At 43.9% G+C, this 1,133-nt stretch carries 1 protein-coding gene; it reads right to left on the reverse strand.

Annotation, left to right across the window (positions count from 1 at the left end; translation table 11 throughout):
- The coding region (locus tag AC6CH4_RS25865) for a PKD domain-containing protein (protein WP_498108200.1) at window positions 1-1,133 on the reverse strand (1,133 nt) is incomplete at both ends.

A 1,133-nucleotide genomic window follows, 5' to 3' on the forward strand; every position in this document is an offset into this window, starting at 1 on the left:
CAGAGACCGGATTCTCCCAAGAAGTATTTAAAACATACTCATAACCCAAAGAACCTAAAACCGCATCCCACATAACCCTTACAGACGACGCTATAGGATCTAGTACCCTTACACCCGACACTATGGCACAGGGAAGCGTTACCGTAATCATACCGGCAACTGTTTTGGTATGATTTCCCGCATCGTTTGTCACCGTAAGGGCAACACTATACAGGCCCGGTTCTGTGAAGGTAAAACTTGGGTTTTGCTCTGTTGAAGTAAATTTCTCAACACCTGAACGGCTTATTTTCCACAACCATGAAGTTGGCGCATTACTCGAAGTATCGGTAAAAGTTACACTCTCTGCTGTTTTCACCGCTGTTGAAGAAGCCGTGAAATTTGAGACCGGAAAACCTACAGTAATCATATCGGCAACTGTTTTGGTATGGTTCCCTGCATCGTTTCTCACCATAAGGGCAACACTGTATATACCCGGTTCTGTGAAGGTAAAACCTGGATTTTGTTCTGTTGAACTAAATTTCTCAACCCCCTCCCTGCTGATTGTCCACAACCAGGAAGTCGGTGCATTACCCGAAGTATCGCTAAAAGTTACAGTACCTCCTGTTTTCACCGCTGTGGAAGAAGCCGTAAAATCAGCCATCGGTAATGTTGTTACCCTAATCATATCGGCAACTGTTTTGGTATCACTACCAAAAGCATTGCCCACCGTAAGGACAACACTATAAAGCCCCGGTTTTGTAAAGGCAAAACTAGGGTTTTGCTCTGTTGAAGTGAATTTTAAAGCCCCGTCCTTGTTAATTTTCCACAACCAGGAAACAGGAGCCCCCTTTGATGCATCGGTAAAAATCACGCTATCGCCTGTTTTAACAGAAGTGGACCCTGCCGTAAAATCAGCTACAATAATACCTACAGCAATCATATCGGAAACTGTTTTGGTATGGCTGCCAAAGGCATTGCTCACCGTAAGGACGACACTATACAGCCCCTGTTCTGCGAATGTAAAACTTGGGTTTTGCTGTGTTGAAGTGAATTTCTCAACTCCTCCCTTGTTGATTTTCCACAACCAGGAAACAGGATCATTTTTTGAAGTATCGGTAAAGAGAATACTCTCACCGGTTTTAACAGAAACAGAC

Source organism: Flavobacterium sp. GQ95, assembly GCF_059758655.1.